The organism is Kitasatospora sp. NPDC059088 (genome assembly GCF_042738155.1).
Classification (GTDB): domain Bacteria; phylum Actinomycetota; class Actinomycetes; order Streptomycetales; family Streptomycetaceae; genus Kitasatospora.
The window spans coordinates 26,995-43,512 of sequence record NZ_JBHYGR010000042.1 but is presented as its reverse complement, the minus strand read 5'-3'; the positions used below and the strand labels follow the sequence as shown (position 1 = coordinate 43,512).

The 16,518-nt window shown below is 73.4% G+C and carries 18 protein-coding genes; 7 read left to right on the top strand and 11 right to left on the bottom strand.

What is annotated here, in order from left to right; translation table 11 throughout:
- Nucleotides 1-125 precede the first annotated feature (125 nt).
- From ACFWXO_RS20395 to ACFWXO_RS20385, 3 genes are all read right to left on the bottom strand, one after another.
- Nucleotides 126-953, bottom strand: coding sequence for a helix-turn-helix domain-containing protein (locus ACFWXO_RS20395; RefSeq protein ID WP_375887854.1), 828 nt, complete (start codon nt 951-953; stop codon nt 126-128).
- Nucleotides 954-1,064: 111 nt separating this feature from the next.
- Nucleotides 1,065-1,547, bottom strand: coding sequence for a DUF2269 family protein (locus tag ACFWXO_RS20390; RefSeq protein ID WP_375887856.1), 483 nt, complete (start codon nt 1,545-1,547; stop codon nt 1,065-1,067).
- A 131-nt stretch (nt 1,548-1,678) separates the two neighbouring features.
- Nucleotides 1,679-2,386, bottom strand: a complete 708-nt coding sequence (locus ACFWXO_RS20385; protein WP_380525244.1) for a 4'-phosphopantetheinyl transferase family protein — start codon at nt 2,384-2,386, stop codon at nt 1,679-1,681.
- A 302-nt stretch (nt 2,387-2,688) separates the two neighbouring features.
- Here ACFWXO_RS20385 and ACFWXO_RS20380 point away from each other — a divergent pair, with 302 nt between their 5' ends.
- Nucleotides 2,689-4,194 (top strand): choice-of-anchor A family protein, encoded by a 1,506-nt coding sequence (locus tag ACFWXO_RS20380; protein ID WP_380525243.1) that lies wholly within the window; start codon nt 2,689-2,691, stop codon nt 4,192-4,194.
- A gap of 97 nt (nt 4,195-4,291) precedes the next feature.
- On the opposite strand, the gene ACFWXO_RS20375 is transcribed toward ACFWXO_RS20380, so the two are convergent.
- Nucleotides 4,292-4,921 (bottom strand): TetR/AcrR family transcriptional regulator, encoded by a 630-nt coding sequence (locus tag ACFWXO_RS20375; RefSeq protein ID WP_380525242.1) that lies wholly within the window; start codon nt 4,919-4,921, stop codon nt 4,292-4,294.
- Between the two features lie 76 nt (nt 4,922-4,997).
- On the opposite strand from ACFWXO_RS20375, the gene ACFWXO_RS20370 reads away from it, so the two are divergent.
- Entirely contained in the window at nt 4,998-5,957 is a 960-nt protein-coding gene (locus tag ACFWXO_RS20370) for a hypothetical protein (protein WP_380525241.1), read from the top strand.
- Here the strand turns inward: ACFWXO_RS20370 and ACFWXO_RS20365 are convergent.
- The 5 genes from ACFWXO_RS20365 to ACFWXO_RS20345 form a co-directional block, all read right to left on the bottom strand.
- Nucleotides 5,942-6,445, bottom strand: a complete 504-nt coding sequence (locus ACFWXO_RS20365; protein ID WP_380525240.1) for a hypothetical protein — start codon at nt 6,443-6,445, stop codon at nt 5,942-5,944. The two genes, ACFWXO_RS20370 and ACFWXO_RS20365, sit on opposite strands and share 16 nt — an antisense overlap.
- 129 nt (nt 6,446-6,574) lie before the next feature.
- A complete protein-coding gene (locus tag ACFWXO_RS20360; protein ID WP_380525239.1) occupies nt 6,575-7,339 on the bottom strand; it encodes a glucose 1-dehydrogenase in 765 nt (254 codons plus the stop codon).
- A complete protein-coding gene (locus ACFWXO_RS20355) occupies nt 7,336-7,971 on the bottom strand; it encodes a TetR family transcriptional regulator (RefSeq protein ID WP_380525238.1) in 636 nt (211 codons plus the stop codon). The genes ACFWXO_RS20360 and ACFWXO_RS20355 overlap by 4 nt, the downstream gene beginning before the upstream one ends.
- Before the next feature lie 80 nt (nt 7,972-8,051).
- Nucleotides 8,052-9,278: a kynureninase gene (gene kynU / locus ACFWXO_RS20350; protein WP_380525237.1), complete on the bottom strand. Its 1,227-nt coding sequence runs from the start codon at nt 9,276-9,278 to the stop codon at nt 8,052-8,054.
- Between the two features lie 29 nt (nt 9,279-9,307).
- Nucleotides 9,308-10,138, bottom strand: a complete 831-nt coding sequence (locus tag ACFWXO_RS20345; RefSeq protein WP_380525236.1) for a tryptophan 2,3-dioxygenase — start codon at nt 10,136-10,138, stop codon at nt 9,308-9,310.
- Nucleotides 10,139-10,369: 231 nt separating this feature from the next.
- Here ACFWXO_RS20345 and ACFWXO_RS20340 point away from each other — a divergent pair, with 231 nt between their 5' ends.
- The gene (locus ACFWXO_RS20340) at nt 10,370-10,804 is read left to right on the top strand and encodes an Lrp/AsnC family transcriptional regulator (protein ID WP_030288688.1); all 435 of its coding nucleotides are present in this window, start codon (nt 10,370-10,372) and stop codon (nt 10,802-10,804) included.
- Between the two features lie 89 nt (nt 10,805-10,893).
- On the top strand, nt 10,894-11,433 hold the full coding sequence (locus ACFWXO_RS20335; protein ID WP_380406186.1) for an NADPH-dependent FMN reductase: 540 nt from the start codon (nt 10,894-10,896) through the stop codon (nt 11,431-11,433).
- A gap of 22 nt (nt 11,434-11,455) precedes the next feature.
- On the opposite strand, the gene ACFWXO_RS20330 is transcribed toward ACFWXO_RS20335, so the two are convergent.
- Nucleotides 11,456-12,088, bottom strand: coding sequence for a MarC family protein (locus ACFWXO_RS20330; protein ID WP_375887882.1), 633 nt, complete (start codon nt 12,086-12,088; stop codon nt 11,456-11,458).
- A 124-nt stretch (nt 12,089-12,212) separates the two neighbouring features.
- On the opposite strand from ACFWXO_RS20330, the gene ACFWXO_RS20325 reads away from it, so the two are divergent.
- The 3 genes from ACFWXO_RS20325 to ACFWXO_RS20315 all read left to right on the top strand — a co-directional run bounded on the left by ACFWXO_RS20325 (nt 12,213) and on the right by ACFWXO_RS20315 (nt 15,664).
- Nucleotides 12,213-12,773: a DoxX family protein gene (locus tag ACFWXO_RS20325; RefSeq protein WP_375887885.1), complete on the top strand. Its 561-nt coding sequence runs from the start codon at nt 12,213-12,215 to the stop codon at nt 12,771-12,773.
- A gap of 135 nt (nt 12,774-12,908) precedes the next feature.
- A complete protein-coding gene (locus ACFWXO_RS20320; RefSeq protein WP_380525234.1) occupies nt 12,909-13,523 on the top strand; it encodes an FxLYD domain-containing protein in 615 nt (204 codons plus the stop codon).
- Between the two features lie 323 nt (nt 13,524-13,846).
- Nucleotides 13,847-15,664, top strand: coding sequence for a glycosyl hydrolase family 18 protein (locus tag ACFWXO_RS20315; protein ID WP_380525233.1), 1,818 nt, complete (start codon nt 13,847-13,849; stop codon nt 15,662-15,664).
- 202 nt (nt 15,665-15,866) lie between these two features.
- Here ACFWXO_RS20315 and ACFWXO_RS20310 read toward each other — a convergent pair whose 3' ends face one another.
- Entirely contained in the window at nt 15,867-16,448 is a 582-nt protein-coding gene (locus tag ACFWXO_RS20310) for a MarR family winged helix-turn-helix transcriptional regulator (protein ID WP_375887892.1), read from the bottom strand.
- Nucleotides 16,449-16,518: the final 70 nt, after the last annotated feature.

Sequence of the window (16,518 nt, the reverse complement as noted above, 5' to 3'; positions counted from 1 at the left end):
GCCCGGGCTGGGTCCCGGTGCAGGCCGCCGCGGGGGGGCGGTCGGGGGTGCTCCTGCTCGCGGCCCTGGGCCGGCGCGGTGCCCGGGGGTTGGGCCGACCCACCGGGCACCGCTCCGGCGCAGGGCTACCGGTCCGGGCCGACCACGGACTGCAGGTGCTGCACGGTCTCCCGGTCGGCGGGCAGGAAGGTCTCCAGGGCGAGTTCGGAGACGGTCACGTCCAGTGGCGTGTTGAAGGTGGTGACGGTCGACAGGAAGGAGAGCACCCGGCCGTCGTGCCGGACCCGCAGCGGCAGCGCGAAGGGGTTCCGCTCCTCGGCGGCTTCCGGGGTCGGCTCCTCCTCCGGTTCGGGGTAGCCGAGCACTTCCTGGTACAGCTGCCGCAGCGGTTCCGCGTGGATCCCCGGCTCCAGCCGCTCCTCCAGCCGGGAGAGCAGGTGCCGCCGCCACTGCCGGAAGTTGACGATGTGCCGTGCCAGCCCGTCCGGGTGCAGGGCGACCCGGACGGCGTTGAACGGCGGCCGGAGCAGCTCGGGGGCGACGCCGTCCAGCAGCAGGGTGAGCGAGCGGTTGGCCGCCAGCACCCGGAAGGTGCCGTCGACGACCACGGCCGGGTACGGGTCGTGGGCGGCGAGCAGCCGTTCGACGCCGCCGCGCAGCGCGTCCATGGACGGGGCGTCCAGCGGTGTCTCGGGGTAGTGCGGGGCGTAACCCGCCGCCAGCAGCAGGGAGTTGCGCTCGCGCACCGGGACGTCCAGCTGTTCGGCCAGGCGCAGCAGCAGCTCCCGGCTCGGCCGGGCGCGGCCGTTCTCGACGAAGCTGAGGTGTCGGGCCGAGGAGTTCGCCCGCAGGGCCAGCTGGAGTTGGCTGAGCTGCCGTCGCTCCCGCCAGCCGCGCAGCAGCGGTCCGACGCCGGTCCCTGTCGGGCCGCCCATGCCCGCCATGATCGTCATGGGCAAGGACGGTACTCGAACCGACCCCGTCCGCGGGAGGGGGCCGTGGGTGCGGGTGTCGTGAGGGCGGGGGCCGTGAGGTCGGGTGTCGTGAGATCGGGTGCCGGAGGTTCAGGCGCCGGTGGTCGAGCCGGGGCGGATCACCATCAGCACCACGACCACCGCCCACAGCAGGTTGAACACCCCGGCGGTCATCGGCAGCAGCCGCAGGCCGCTGACGGCCTTGGTGCGCTGCTCGTCCGCCGGGTCGAGGCCGAGCGCGTCCACGGCGGCCTGCTGGCCGGGCAGCACGAAGAGCAGCAGGGAGAGCGCGGCGACCGCGGTGAGCACCATGGAGGCGATCAGCCAGGACTGGCCGAGCACGTCCATCACCTGGGCCACGCCGATGCCCAGCAGCGGCACCGCGACGCCGAGCAGCGCGTAGACCTGGGTGATCCGGTGCAGGACGCGCAGCACGCCCGCGTCCGAGGCCTGGTCCGGGCCGCCGGCCAGGGCGGCCTTCGCCCGGCGCGGGAACATGCTGACGGCCACCGCGACCGGGCCTATGAACAGGACCGACGCGAGGACGTGCAGGCTCAGCAGGAACTTGGCCATGGCGGGGCACCCTTTGATCCGGTGGGCAGCGGGGGGACGGCGGGCGTGCGCGCTCGGCGTGCCCACGACCAGGCACGCTAACACCGCTTATCCACCGGCCCCGCGCTCGGGTGCCCGGCCCGGTGCCCCGCTCAGCCCGCCGGGACCAGCTCCACGATCCGCGGCGGGGCGGTGCTGACGGCCGCGACGGCGGCGCCCTGCCCGGGGTCGGTCCAGTCGAGCAGGTGGAGGTCCTCGAAGCGGCTGTGCAGCGGGGCGCCGGGCGGGACGTCCAGCGGCAGGGCGGAGAGGTCGACCTGCCCGAGGGTGTCCAGGGTGACCCGCCCGATCTTGATCAGCGACTCCTTGCGCACCCACTGCCGCAGGAACGCCCGGTCCGGCTCCGGGGCCGCCTCGACCAGGGCCAGCTCGGCGGGGGCGAGCACCCGGCGGGCCACGGCGCGCAGCGAGCCGCCCCGGCCGGCCAGCTCGACGTCCACGCCGACCGGGCGCCGGCCCGCGCCGGCCGCGACCACGCCCCGGGTGTGCGACAGGCTGACCTCCACCCCGGGGTGGTCGGGCAGGTAGGGCTTGCCGTGGTCGGCGAGGCCGCAGTCCGGGCACTCCTGGGCGAGCACCAGCCCGGCGACCGGGACGCCGAGCAGGCGGGCGGCGCAGAGCCGGACCAGCACGTGCCCGGCGACGAAGTCGGTCCGCCCGGACTCCTGCCGGAAGCGTGCGGCGCGGGCCCGCTCGATCTCGGTGAGCAGGTGTTCGCCCGCCTCGGGGTGCCGCAGTACGGCGTCGGCGGACGCGACGGCGACGAGCGGCGCGTCCTGCTCCTGGGCCTCGGTGGTCATGACCTCCAACCTAGTCCGCCCAGCCGCCGGGCGGGGAGCCGGACCCTGGGGGAGCGGGCGGGACCGCGGTCCCGGCGGCGGGCGGGTCGGGCGGAACGAGGGGTCGTCCGCAGGGTGCTCGGATCCGATCTGAGGGTCCGCAGGGTGTGAATAGTCCGTTTTAGGATTGAATGTCTCTGATCTATGGGATCATCAGGAGATATGAATGAATCTGGCAGGTCGTCCGGACCTGCCCTTTTCTCTGCGCGGAGGAATTGTCGATGGGTCAGGCCACCGGTTCGCCGGATCACCGAGCGACCGCCGTGAGAAGAACACCCGCCACCGGCCGTCGCCGGGCCGTCCGGATCGCCGTGGCGACCGCCGTCGCCGCCGTGCCGCTGGCCGCCGTGCTGACGGTCGGTTCGGCCGCCCCGCTCGCCCCGCCGCTGGGCGCCTGCTCCGGTCCCGACTGCCCCGCCACCTGGCCGCCGCCGAACAACGGCGACTTCACCGGGCGGGACGCCACGATCAACGTCTTCACCGGCGGCGACTACACCGTCAACGGCCGCGCGGCCGAGGCCGAGGGCAAGATCGTCACGCTGGGGAACCTGACCGTCGACAAGAACGGCGGCGGCGTCTACAACATGGGCGTGGTGGGCGTCGGCTCGCGCGTCGTGCCGCCCGACGGCAGTGACTTCGTCACCAGCGGCGGCAACGTCGACGTCAGGACCGGCAACTCGATCCTGATCGGCGGCAGCGATTCCCACGGCCCGGCCTTCGGCAACCTGCGCCACGCGGGCGGCGTCACCGGCACCGTCAGCATCGACCCCACCGGCCGGTCGATCCAGGACCCGAACGCCGCCGCGCCCTACCAGGACGTGCTGACCCAGATCGAGGAGGTCTCCGACTGCGTCGGGCGGGCCACCGCGACCGGCACCGTCGACGTCTCCTCCAGCCAGGCCACCTTCACCGGTGACGGCGTCAGCATGAAGCAGGTCTTCAACGTCACCCAGAACCTGGCCTCCCCGAGCGGCGGCCAGATCGGCCTGGTCTTCACCAACATCCCGGCCGGGGCCACCGTCGTGGTGAACATGCTCGGGGACAGCCCGGTCATCAACACCTACACCGGCACCGGCCTGGCCGGCGACCAGACCACCGACCTGCGCTCCAAGCTGCTGTACAACTTCCCGACCGCGACCTCGGCGCAGATCAACGGCAGCGCCCAGTTCCAGGGCGCGGTCATGGCCGGCAACCCGGGCAGCACCACGACCCTCGCCCAGCCGGGCATCAACGGCCGGGTCTACCTCGCGGGCAACCTGATCCACACCGGTACGGGCGGCTACGAGATCCACAGCTACCCGTTCGACGGGGACCTGCCGGACTGCCGGGTGACGCCGAGCCCGACACCGACCTCGCCCTCCCCGACCTCGCCCTCCCCGACGTCGCCGTCCCCCACCTCCCCGTCCCCCACCTCCCCGTCGCCGACGTCGCCGTCGCCGACGTCGCCCAGCCCCACCTCGCCGAGCCCGACGTCCCCGTCGCCGACGTCCCCGAGCCCGACCTCGCCGCGTCCGACCCCGACCTCCCCGAGCGCGAGCACCACCTCGGCATCGGCGAGCTCGTCCACGTCGAGCGCGGGCCCGGCCCCGACCAGCCACCACCCGAGCGGCCACCACCCGAGCGGTCACCACCCCGGTGGCCACGGCGAGTTGCCCTCGACCGGTGCGGGTAACGCGCCGGTGGTCTTCGGCCTGGCCGGTGTCGGCCTGCTCGGCCTGGGTGGCCTCGCCGTGCTGGCCGCCCGCCGTCGCCGGGGCCGCCACAGCTGACGCCCCGGCCAGTGCCCCTCGGGCCGCCCGCCCTCGTGGCCGGGCGGCCCGAGTCGCGTCAGCGCCCCGACTCGGTGCCCCGACCCAGTGCTCCGGCTCAGCCCCCCGACGGGTATCCGGCGAGTCCGGAGGCGAGCAGGCCGAAGGCCCGGTCCGCCGCCGCCGCGACCCGTTCCCGCACCTCCTCGGCCGGCTCCCCGGCGACCATCGCCCGCCGCACCTCGCCGAGTGCCGCCCGGTGGGCCCCGGCGAGGGCGCCGGCCACCATCCGGGGGAGCGGGTCCGCCGGTCCGGCGTCCGACTCCTCGGCCAGGGCGGCGGCCAGGGCGGCCTCGGAGCGTTCGCCGAGTTCCAGCAGCCGGGCCCGCAGGGCCGGGCTGTCCGCGACGATCCGCCAGAACGCGGCCATCCGGGGGTCGAGCCCGATCGTCGGCTCCCCGTCGGCGAGGCCCGCCAGTAGGTCGGCCCGGACGGCGTCGACGGCGGAGCTGCCGGCGGGCCGGCGGCGGACCACGTCGGCGAGGTGGCCGACGACCTCGTCCTGCCGGTCGAAGAACAGGTCCTCCTTGGTCGGGAAGTAGTTGAACACCGTGTTGGGCGAGACCCCGGCGGCCCGGGCCACCTCGACGACGGTGACCCGTTCGAAGCCGTGCTCGGCGAACAGGCCCATGGCGGTGTCGGAGAGGAGTTCCCGGGTCTGCTGCTTCTTGAGTTCGCGAAGTCCCATGGCCGCATCGTAGCGCCGAATCATGGTGTCACTTAAAACTTGCAGTGACACCAAAAATATCGGCTACGGTGTCGCCATGACCTTCACCTTCGGCATCTACCCCGGTGGACTGCTCGGCGACGAGGCAGGGCTGATCCCTCCCGTCCGCCCCGACGATCCCGCGGAGATCACCGCCGCCCTGCGCGAACTCCAGGGGGAGGCGGCCGAGTTGCTCGTGCGCGCCTACCGCCTGTACCCGGACGGCGCGCACACGCCGGAGCGGCCCGAGCGGTACGCCGCCGAGGGGCGGAAGCTCGACCTCGTGCTCCAGTTCCGCGAGCAGAGCGGGGAGTTGGCGGGCTGGCTGGACTTCGTCCGGCGGACCGTCCGGGCCGAAGGCCCCCGCCTCGCGCTCCTGCAGATCTGCGAGGAGCCCAACCTGGACCTGCCCGTCCTCGACGGCAGCACCCCGAACGTCCGCCGGGCGCTTGTCGAGGGTGTCGTCGCGGCCAAGGAGGAGGCGCTGGCCTGCGGTTACGACCACCTGGCGGTCGGCTTCAACGCGGTGCCGAGCTTCGACCCCGCCGACACCTTCTGGCCGGAGCTGGGCCGGCTCGCCGACGAGCGCTTCCACCGCGCCCTGGACTACGTCGGCCTGGACTTCTTCCCGGACGTCTTCCGCCCCGTCCCGGAGGGGCGGCTCGCGGACGCGGTGCGGGCGGTGCTCACCGGCTTCCGGAACGACGCGCTGCCCCGGGCCGGGATCGGGCCGGCCGTCCCGTTGCGGATCTGCGAGAACGGCTGGCCCACCGGTCCGGGGCGGAGCGAGGCCCGGCAGGCCGAGGTGGTGGAGCAGGTGGTCCGGGCGGTGGCCGGGCTGGCGGGCGAACTCGCCGTCCGGAGCTACTCGTTCTTCTCCCTCCGGGACGCCGACAGCGCCGGTCCGGGTCCGTTCCACCACTTCGGACTGCTTCGCGACGACTGGACGCGCAAGCCGGCCTTCGGCGTCTACCGCCAGTTGGTGGCCGAGTTGACGATCGGTCAGTCAATCGACTGAGCGAAGAACCGCTCCACCGTGCGGCGTTGGGCGGCGACGGTGTGCACCGGTTCGCCGACCACCCGGCCGGCCAGCACGACGGCCAGGTCGCCGACGTCCTGCCGCAGTACACCGGCGGCCTGCGTCCGGTCGGCGGCGATCCGGGCGCGGCCCGTGGCGAGGACCAGTTCGCGGTCGCGGACGCCTTCGGCGCGGGCCGCCGCGATCGCCGCCGTGCCGCGCTCGGTGTACTCCTGGCGGATCCGGGCCGCCTCGTGCCGGGCCTCGGTGATCTCGTGCAGCGCCGCGTCCCGGACCGCCTCGGCCTCGGCGCGGACGGCCTCCGCCCGTTCGGCGCGCCCCTCGGTCGCGTCCCACCGCTGGGCCCGCACCCGTTCGATGCGGGGGAGCAGGACGACACCGAGGGCGAACATGAGCAGGAAGAGCTGGGCCAGGCCGAGGACCAGCATGGAGGGATCCGGCTTGAGCGGGCCGAGTTCGATGTTCACGCCAACCTCCCCAGGGTGTGACGGATCGTCAAGGACGAGGTTTCCCTGGTGCGATGGCGGTCGAACTCCCGCTCGGGCATGAGCTGCGTCACGTCGCCGGGCGCGCCGTGCTCCCGGTCCCGCTGCGGGCTACTGGCCCATGACGTACCTGACGGTCGGCCCGGTGGTCCAGCCGCCGTCCACGGCCAGCTCGGCGCCGGTGACGTAGGAGGAGTCGTCGGAGAGCAGGTAGACCACGGCGGTGGCGATCTCGGGCGCCTCGCCGACCCGGCCCATCGGGGTGTTGGGGTAGTTGCCCTCGCCGCGCCGGATGCCGACCGAGGCGGTCATCGGGGTGTAGGTCATGCCCGGGTGCACCGAGTTGACCCGGATCCGCTCGGTGCCGAGCTCCACCGCGCCGATCTTGCTGAGGCCGCGCACGCCCCACTTGGAGGCGCCGTAGCCGGCGGTGAGCGCCAGGCCCATCAGGCCGGCCGCCGAGGAGATGTTGACGATCGAGCCGCCGCCGGCCGCGCGCATCGCCGGGACGACGGTCTTCATCCCGATGAACACGCCGGTCAGGTTGATGTCCAGGACCTTGCGGAAGTGCTCGACGCTCTCGTCCGCGAGCAGTGAACCGGTGGAGATCCCGGCGTTGTTGACCAGGCCGTGCAGGGCGCCGAACTCCGCCACCGCGAAGTCCACCACGCGCTGCCAGTCCGCCTCGGAGGTCACGTCGTGCCGGACGAACCGGGCCCGCTCGCCGAGTTCGGCGGCGGTGGCCGCGCCGTCCTCCGCCAGCACGTCGGTGATCACCACGTTGGCGCCGGCCGCGACGGCGAGCCGGGCGGCCTCGGCGCCGAGGCCGCGGGCGCCGCCGGTGATCAGGACGGTCCTGCCGGTGAGGTCGTTCATGACGTGCTCCTTCGGGGGGTGGGGGCGGAGAGCATGGCGGCGGACACCGTCACCAGGTCGGCGAGGAAGGTCTCCTCGTCCGTGAGGGGGGTGGACCCGGTGAGGTACTGCTGCGCCCGGTCGGCCAGGGCCGCGCCCACCAGGGTGAGGACCAGGTCGATCCGTTCCAGCCGGATCGGCTCCGGCAGCGCGGCGATCCGCTCCTCGACCAGCTCGATCAGCCGCCAGTAGCCGCCGCCCGCGAGGGTGGGGTGCGGGGTCCGGGTGCGGACCCCGCTGCTGTGGCTGACCTGGGCGGAGATCCGCAGGCAGTACCGGCCCTGTTCGGTGCGCAGTTCGGTGGCCTCGGCCGCGACCAGCGCGTCGAGCAGTCCGGACAGGTCCGCGTCCGCGAGTGCGGGCAGACGCGGCGCGAGGGCCCGCTCGGTGCGGTCCTGGCGGCCGGCCATGATCGCGTCGAGCAGGCCCTCGCGGGAGCCGAAGTGGTACTGCACGGCGGACGGGTTGCCCTGTCCGGCCAGCCGGGTGATGTCCCTGGTCAGGGCACCCTCCACGCCCCGGGTGGCGAAGAGTTCCTCCGCCGCCCGCAGCAGCCTGTCGCGGGTCTCGTGGCCCGCCGATGTCCTTGCCATGCGCACCAGATTAATACTGCGCATTATTAATGGCAAAGGGCCCCCCGCCGCCGGCCCCTTCCGCCGGCCCCTTGCCCCGGTCAGGTCACCTCGCCCCGACGGGAGAACCGTTCCTCCCGCCACTCACCGCTCTCCAGCACCTCGGCCAGCTGCCGGGCCGCGTCCCACACCTCGGTGTACGAGAGGTACAGCGGCGTGAAGCCGAAGCGCATCAGGTCCGGTGCGCGGAAGTCCCCGATCACCCCGCGCGCGATCAGCGCCTGGACCACCGGGTACCCGTCCGGGTGCCGCAGCGCGACCTGGCTGCCCCGCCGGGCGTGCTCGCGCGGGGTCACCACCTCGATCCCGTCCAGGCCCTCCACCAGCGAGACGAACAGGTCGGTCAGCGCCAGGCTCTTGACCCGTACGGCGGCCAGGTCGGCCCGCTCCCAGATGTCCAGGGAGACCTCCAGCGAGGCCTGGCCGAGCAGCGAGGGCGAGCTGGTCAGGAAGCGCCCGATGCCCGGCCTGGGGTCGTACCCGGGCTCGAAGGCGAACGGGCGGGCGTGCCCGAACCAGCCGCTCAGCGGCTGCCGCGGACCGGCCGCCAGGTGCCGCTCGGCGACGTACAGGAAGGCCGGCGAGCCGGGGCCGGAGTTCAGGTACTTGTAGGTGCAGCCGACCGCGAAGTCGGCGCCGGCGGCGCCGAGTTCGACCGGCAGCGCGCCGACGGAGTGGCAGATGTCCCAGATCATCAGGGCGCCCGCGGCCTGCACCCGGGCGGTGATCCCGGGCATGTCCAGCAGTTCGCCGGTGCGGTAGTCCACGTGCGAGAGCACCACGGCGGCGACGTCGCCGTCCAGGTGCCGGTCCAGCTCCTCGGGGCGGATCAGCACGCTGCGCCCGCCCTCGACCAGGCCGGTCACGCCCTCGGCGATGTACAGGTCGGTCGGGAAGGCCTCGACGTCGCCGAGCACCGTGCGCCGCCCCGGGCGCAGTTGGAGCGCGGCCGCGAGCACCTTGAACAGGTTCACCGAGGTGGTGTCGCAGACGACCACCTCCGCCGGATCGGCCCCGATCAGCGGCGCGATCCGCCGTCCCAGCCGGTACGGCTGCTCGAACCAGCGGGCGTCGTTCCAGCTGCGGATCAGCTCCCGGCCCCACTCGCGCTCGACCACCCGGGCCACCCGCTCGGGCGTGCGCACCGGCAGCGCGCCCAGCGAGTTGCCGTCCAGGTAGATCACCCCGTCCGGCAGGGCGAACTCCTCGCGGAACGCCGCCAGCGGGTCGACGGCGTCCAGCGCCGCGCAGTCCTCGCGCGTGGTCATGCCCGTTCTCTCCTTCGCCACCGGCTCGGTCACAGCTCGTCCCGGATCGTCCACAGCTCCGGGAACACGTCCTGCTCGGCCGCCTTGCGCAGCCAGGTCAGTCCGCTGGAACCGCCCGAGCCGGGCTTGGCGCCCATGGTCCGCTTGACCGAGCTGAGGTGCCGCTGGCGCCAGCGGGTGACCCGCTCGGCGACGTCCAGCAGCGTCTCGGCGAGCGGCTGGAGGTCGGCGTACTCCGGCTCGGTGTAGACCCGGCGCCAGGCCGCGGCGACCTCCTCGGAGGGCCGGTAGCGCTGCTCCGGGACGGCCGCGGGCACCGCCAGGCCGCGGCGGGCCAGCAGGCCGAGCACCTCGTCGTACAGGCCGGGGGAGCGCAGTGCCTCGGCCAGCTCGGCCCGGGTCTGCGGCATCCCCTCGTACATGTTCAGCAGCGCGGCGTTCTTGTTGCCGAGCAGGAACTCCAGGTGCAGGAAGGCCGAGGACTGGAAGCCGGAGGCCTCGCCGAACAGGGCGCGGAAGGAGTTGAACTCCTGCGGCGTCATGGTGGCCAGCAGGTCCCAGGACTCCACCAGCACGTCCTGGACGTGGGTGCCGCGGCGCAGCGCGGCCCGCGCGGCGGTCGGGTCGTCCTCGCGCAGCGCCTGCCGGGCGATCGTCCACTCGTGCCGCAGCAGGTCGAAGAGCAGCTCCATCACCTGGGTGGTGACGATGAAGGACAGCTCGGCCGGCTCCTTGCTGCGCGGGTGCTGGAGGCTGTGCAGCTCCTCCAGCCGCACGTACTGCGCGTACGGGGTGCCCCGACCCGGCCGGCCGTCCCCACCGAACGACAGGCTGGGTGTCTCCACCGTGTCGTGCCCCATCCCGATCCCTCCTGCTCCGTCCGGGCCGCGTCGCCCGGGTCCGGTGGAGCGGACGGACGTCCTGGTTCCACCGGGGTGCCCATTGTGCGGCGCCGCGGTCCCCCGCTTGAATGGCCGACGAGCACCGCAACAGGGCTTCGGGTTGTCGTTCGCGAGGCGTTCGGTCGATCTGCTTTACGAATGAAAAACCGCTGATCACACCTGCTGATCACCATCGCTCCGGGAGCCCCCATGGACGCCGTCGACCGCCGCCTGCTGGCCGAACTCCAGGCCGACGCCAGACTCTCGTACAACGAACTCTCCCGCCGGGTGAGCCTGTCTGCACCCGCGGTGGCCGAACGGGTCCGCCGCCTGGAGGCGGACGGCGTGATCAGCGGCTACCACGCCCACGTGGACCCCACCCGGGCCGGGCTGCCGATCACCGCGCTGGTCCAGGTGCAGTGCTACGGCCCGCGCTGCGTGCTGCGCGACCCCGAGGTGGCGACCTGGCCGGAGGTGCTGCAACTGCACCGGGTCACCGGCGGGGCCTGCTGCGTGCTGCTGGTCGCGGTTGCCACGATGGCCGAGTTCGAGGCGCTCTGCGACCGGCTCGGCGGGTACGGGCCGCCGGCCAGCTCGATGATCCTCTCCAGCCCGGTACCCTGGCGGCCGCTGCTGCCGAGCTGACCGGCGCGAGCCCGCCTGCCCCCCCCGGCGCCGGCCGGCCCTGGCGCCGGTTGGCCTTGACGCGGACGTCAGGGAGTAGGTTCCTCGGCATGCCGAACGAGCGCCACATCCTGCTGCTGCCCGGGAGCCTGCGGGCCGGTTCCGCCAACGAGGCCGTGCTGCGCACCGCCGCCGCGGTGGCCGACGACCTGCCCGGCGTCCGGACCACGTACTACGCCGACCTGGCCGGGCTGCCGCACTTCAACCCGGACCACGACACCGACCCCCTGCCGGAGCCGGTGGCCGCGCTGCGGGCGGCGATCGAGGCGGCCGACGCGCTGCTCGTCTGCACCCCCGAGTACGCCGGGACGCTGCCCGGCTCGTTCAAGAACCTGCTGGACTGGACGGTCGGCGGGATCGAGATCTCGGACAAGCCCGCGGCCTGGATCAACTGCGCCGGGCCCGGCCGCGGCCAGGGCGCCGAGGCGACCCTGGGCACCGTCCTGGGCTACACCGGCGCGGCCGTGCTGGCGCAGGCCTGCGTGCGGATCCCGCTGGAGCGCGGCGCGGTCGGCCCGGACGGGCTGGTCGCCGACCCGCTGGTGCGCGGGCGGATCGGCGAGGTGCTGACCCTCCTGGCGGCCGGCTGAGCGCCCGCCCGGGGGCTGCGGCTCAGTGCCCGGCGGGCAGCGGCACCCCGAGCCCGGCCAGGCCCTCCAGGAAGAGCTCGACGCCGACCGCCGCGAGCAGCAGCCCGAGCAGCCGGGACGCCACCTCCAGCGAGGTGCTGTGGGTGCGCCGCATCAGCGGCGCGAGCACGGCCACGCAGAGGTAGTTGAGCACCGCGACGGCCACGTACGCCCCGGCGACGGCGGCCTTCCAGCCCCAGTTGTCCTGGTTGAGCGAGGCGACCAGGACGGCGGTGATCGCGAGCGGGCTGGCGATGTACGGCAGCAGCAGTTCGCGGATGCCGTCCACGAGCGGGTTGCCCAGGTGCTCGTCGTCGTCGCCGTCCGCGCCGAGGTGGAGGCCGAAGACCAGCGCGACGGCGTAGACGAAGAAGATCGCCCCGCCGGCGAGCTGCAGCGACTGGTCGCTGATGTGGAAGAGCGTGGTCACCTCGTCCGCGCCGAAGCCGAGGACCAGGCCGATCAGCGCCGAGACGGCCGTGCTCCAGGCGGCCAGCCGCCGGAGCTCCCGGGTGCTGCGGTCCCCGGCCAGCCTGGCGAAGGTCAGCAGGGTCTTCGGCGGGCCGACCACGGCGAAGAAGGTGATGAAGGCGCTGCCCAGGTTGAAGACGAACATGGGCCCAGCATTCCTTGTCGGGGCCGGATTCGCCCGGATGGCGGCCCCGGGTCGAGCCGGCGGGCGCTCTCGGGTGCCATGGAGGTACGGACGACCACTCCCCCGGCGGAAACGAGGATGCGACATGTGCCTGAACCGTAGGGACCTGGGCCTGCTGGCCCTGCGCAGCGCGGTCGGCGGGGTGCTGATCGCGCACGGGACCCAGAAGCTGTTCGGCTGGTTCGGCGGTGGCGGCCTGGAGGGCACCACCCAGGCGATGGACCACATGGGCTTCCACCCGGCCCGGGAGAGCGCCATCGCGGCGGGCGTCGGCGAGGCGGGCGGCGGCGCGCTGCTGGTGGCCGGGCTGGCCACCCCGGCGGCCGGTGCGGTGGTGGCCGGGACGATGGCCGGGGCCGTGGCGGTGCACGCCCCGGCGGGCTTCTTCGCGATGTCCGGCGGCTACGAGTACCCGGCGTTCCTGGGCGGGACCGCCCTGGCGATGGGCCTGGCCGGCCCCGGGCGGTACTCGCTGGACCACCTGACCGGGCACGTCTTCGACCGGCCGTGGGTCGGCGCGCTGGCCTTCGTGGCGAGCGCGGCGGGCGCGTACGGGGTGGTGGCGCGCCGTCGGCACCTGGTGCGGCTGCGCGAGGAGCGGGCGGCGGTGGAGGCCGACGAGCAGGAGGGCTCCGGGCTGTCCTGAGGCCGGGCCCCGTCCGGAAGGCCGCAGGAGGCCTCACCCGGAGGCACCACCCCTGCTGGCGGGCGCGGCGGGCGGCTCGGAGGGTGGGCGGGAGGTGTGCCGGGCAGCCCGGCGCCGGAAGGAACGAGGACCCGCATGGACCGCCAGCCGCTCACCCGGGCCGCCTCCGGGCCGCGCCGCACCGCACCGCGCCCGGCCGTACCGACGAACCGTCAGCACCGGCTGGCCGCAGGGGTGTTGGCGGCCGCCGTGCTGGGTTCGGCGGTGCTGGCCGGCTGCTCCTCCGGCAAGAGTGCGCGCGGTGAGGCCTCCGCGGCGGCCGGCGAGGTGCAGAAGGCGGCCAGCGCCGCCGCCTCCGCCGCGTCGGCGCTGGCCTCGGCGGCCGGCGGCGTGGGCGGGCTGCTCGGCTCGGCGCAGGCGGAGGCCTCCGCGGCGGTCTCGGCGGCCTCCTCGGCGGTCGCCGGGATCAAGGGCGGGCTGGACGCCAAGGGGGACGTCTCGGTCGGCGCGGTGTCGACCGGTCCGGACGGCAGGCCGCAGGCGCAGCTGACCGTCACCAACCACGGCCAGGAGTCGTACCGGTACGTGGTCCAGGTGAACTTCACCGACGGGAGCGGCAAGCTGCTGGACGCCACCGCGGTGACCGTCCAGGACGTGGCGGCGGGCCAGAGCGCCCAGGCCACCGCGCAGGCCAACCGGGAGCTCAGCGGCACGGTGGAGGCCGAGGTGGCGAACGCCGTCCGGTTCTGAGCACCGGGCCGCGGGGAGCCCGTTCCGGCTCCGGGCGCCGCCGTTCCGGGGCGGGTGCGGAACCTTAAGCGGGTCTCAAGGCCAACAGGACCCCTTGACGGGGGAGTTGGTCTAGTCCATTTTTATTCCCCAGGTGCAGGGAGCCCCTGAACCGGCGTCACCGGCCTCGTGCCGGGGGCGCCGGTTCGGCACATCCCGGTGTCCGTCATGGCCTGTCCGCTCGATTCCCACCCCTGATCTGTCATGTCCCGGTCGTCCGGCCCCACCCCGGACGCGCCACCCCACCGGGCGACGGAACCCCCACACCCAGGAGTCACGCACCCATGCTGCGCTCACGCATTGAAAGGGCCGGGACCCCGGCTCCGGACGGGCCCCGCCGGCGCCGCCCGAAGAGCCTGGCCGCCATCGCGGCCGGCACCACCGCCTCGCTGCTGCTCGGCGCCGGCCTCGCGCTGTCCGGCGGTGGCGCGGCCAACGCCGCGACCACCAACTCCACCGGCGCGACCGCCACCAGCGGCGGCATCAAGGTCGCCTACTACGACCAGTGGTCGGTGTACGCCAACGCGTACTACCCGAAGACGATCCAGGACACCGGCGTGGCCGGGAAGCTGGACTACCTGATCTACGACTTCGCCAACATCTCCCCGTCCGACCTGGGCTGTTTCGAGGCGACCAAGGCCGCCGACACCAACGACAACAACCCCAACGCCGGTGACGGCGCGGCCGACGCCTTCGCCGACTACCAGAAGAGCTTCGGCGCGGACATCTCGGTGGACGGCGTCGGCGACGTCTGGAACCAGCCGATCGCGGGCAACTTCAACCAGCTCAAGAAGCTCAAGGCGAAGAACCCCAACCTCAAGATCCTGCTGTCGATCGGCGGTTGGACCTACTCCAAGTACTTCTCGTCGGCGGCCGCCACGGACGCCTCGCGCAAGCACCTGGTCTCGTCCTGCCTCGACATGTTCATCAAGGGCAACCTCCCGTCCGACGCCGGCTACGGCGGTCCGGGCACGGGCAAGGGCGTCTTCGACGGCATCGACATCGACTGGGAGTACCCGGGCGGCGGCGGCCACACCGGCAACATCTCCAGCCCGGCCGACAAGCAGAACTTCACCCTGCTGCTGCAGGAGTTCCGCAACCAGCTGGACGCCCAGGGCAAGGCCGACAACAAGACCTACGCCCTCTCGGCGGCGGTCGGCGCCGGCCAGGACAAGATCATGAACGTCGAGACCGACAAGATCGGTCAGTACCTGACCTTCCTCGACGTCATGACCTACGACATGCACGGCGGCTGGGACCCCCAGGGTCCGACCAACCACCAGGCCCCGCTGTACTCCGGCCCGAACGACCCGTCGACCCCGGCCAAGCCGGGCAACGGCAAGTACTCGATCGACAACGCCATCAAGGCGTGGACGGTCGGCGACGCCCAGTACGGCATCCCCGGCGGCTTCCCGGCCAACAAGATCAACATGGGTGTGCCGTTCTACTACCGCGGCTGGACCGGCGTCCAGAACAACGGCAAGAACGGCCTCTTCCAGCCCGCCACCGCCCCGGCCACCGGCGCCGCGATGTCCGGCAACGTCCCGGGCATCCAGATGTACAAGGAGCTGGCCGGCTTCGTCGACAACCCGTCCAAGACCTTCTGGGACGACGACGCCAAGGCCGCCTACTTCTACGACGGCACCACCTTCTGGAGCGGTGAGAACGCCAAGTCCATCCAGGCCAAGCTGGACTACGCGCACTGCAACGGCCTCGGCGGCTCCTTCGCCTTCTCGCTGTACGACCTGGGGACCAACACCAGCCTGTTCGACACGATGGTGAACGCCACCAACGGCTCCGCGGCCGGCTGCCCGGCCCCGCCGACCGGCACCCCGACGCCGACCCAGACCCCGACCGGCACGCCGACCGGGACCCCCACCGGTACCCCGACCGGCACGCCCACCGGGACTCCGACCGGCACCCCGACCACGCCGGCCACCTGCTCGGCCGCCCCGAGCTGGGACCCGAACGCCACCTACGCGGCCGGCGGCACCAAGGTCTCCTGGAAGGGCCACTACTACACCAACAAGTGGTGGACCAAGGGCGACGACCCGACCCAGAGCGGCCAGTGGGGCGTCTGGACCGACAACGGTCCCTGCTGACCCGCTGACCCGCTGACCCGCGGAGCGGCTGACCTGCCGACCCGCTGACCCGCGGAGCGGCTGACCTGCCGACCCGCTGACCGTCCGGGGTCCACGGACCCCGCGGCACCTGAACGAGAACGGAGTCCGGCCCGTCGGGGGAGCACCCCCGGCGAGCCGGACTCCGTCGTTCCGGGCCTGCGACCGCGACCGCGACCGCGGCTCAGGCCAGGTCGGCCGTGCGTCCGAGCGCGTCCGGCTGGCTCTCCTCGATCCGCCGCAGCATCCGGGCCAGCAGGCCGGACAGCGCGGTGCGCTCCTCGCCCACGACGTCCTGCAGCAGCTCCTCCTCGAACACCGCGGCCATCCGCATCGACTCCAGCCACTTGTCGCGGCCGTTCTCGGTCAGCTCGATGATCACCCGCACCCGGTTGGACTCGTCCCGCTCCCGGGTGACCAGGTCCTCGGCCACCATCCGGTCGATCCGGTGGGTCATCGCGGCCGGGGTGAGCCCCAGCCGCTTCGCCAGCTCGCCCGGGCCCAGCCGGTAGGGGCTCCCGCTCACCACCAGCGCCTTGAGCACCTCCCACTCGGCGGAGGTGATCCCGAGCACAGTCAGCTGCCGGTCGTACGCGACGCCCATCCGCCGGGAGACCCGGTTGAGGGTCTGCACGATCGTCTCGACCTGGGGGTCGACGGTGGGGAACTCCCGCTGGTAGAGGGCCACTTGCTCGGCGATGCCGAACTCCAGGGGAGTGGTCCGCGGGGGCTTGTCGGCAGCCGGCGACGGCTTGTCCGTAGTCATGCGGACCAGTGTCGCACGGGCGTGCACTCCTTAAGCCTTTGACTCCGCAGTCTTCCGGTGCTAAGACTTT